The 504-nt window shown below is 72.2% G+C and carries 1 protein-coding gene; it reads right to left on the bottom strand.

The features are described from left to right. Positions 1-489, bottom strand: a 489-nt coding sequence (locus ABD978_RS43640; RefSeq protein WP_345367671.1) for a hypothetical protein, incomplete at its 3' end; no start/stop codon positions are given. Positions 490-504: the final 15 nt, after the last annotated feature.

The raw sequence follows: 504 nt of genomic DNA, 5'->3' as shown, positions 1-504 counted from the left end.
GACGCGCACCGGCAGGGCCCGGCCGGCGGCGTCCGGCAAGAGGTCGATCGCCCCCGGCGACGGCGCGACCCGGCCCGTCCCCTCAATGATCGTCAAACCATGACCCCGGGCCACCCGCCCCAACTCAGGAGACGGCGCCACACCGGCATCCGTACACCGCAGAAGAAACAACGTGGTGAAACCACGACCGACGATCTCCCGCGCCGTCACCCCGACGACCCCCGCCTCATCCGACGGCGGCTGCGAGCCATGCCACGCCAGGAGATACACACCGGCGCGGTCACCGACCGGCACCTCCACCGGCACACTCACCTCACGACCCGGCTCCCCCGACCACGACCGGAACTCCGCACCCTGCAACCCGCCGTAGAACGGCGACCGAAGCCGCCAATCCTCCTCGGCGAAGAACGCGCGCCCGACATCCCGCCCATCCGCCGAGCGGACCTCCCGCCACTGCGGCCGACCCGCAGGCACGACCGGCACGACCATCCCAGGGCCGACGAG

The organism is Actinoallomurus liliacearum (assembly GCF_039542035.1).
GTDB lineage: Bacteria > Actinomycetota > Actinomycetes > Streptosporangiales > Streptosporangiaceae > Actinoallomurus > Actinoallomurus liliacearum.
This window is presented reverse-complemented; position numbering and strand designations above follow the sequence as displayed.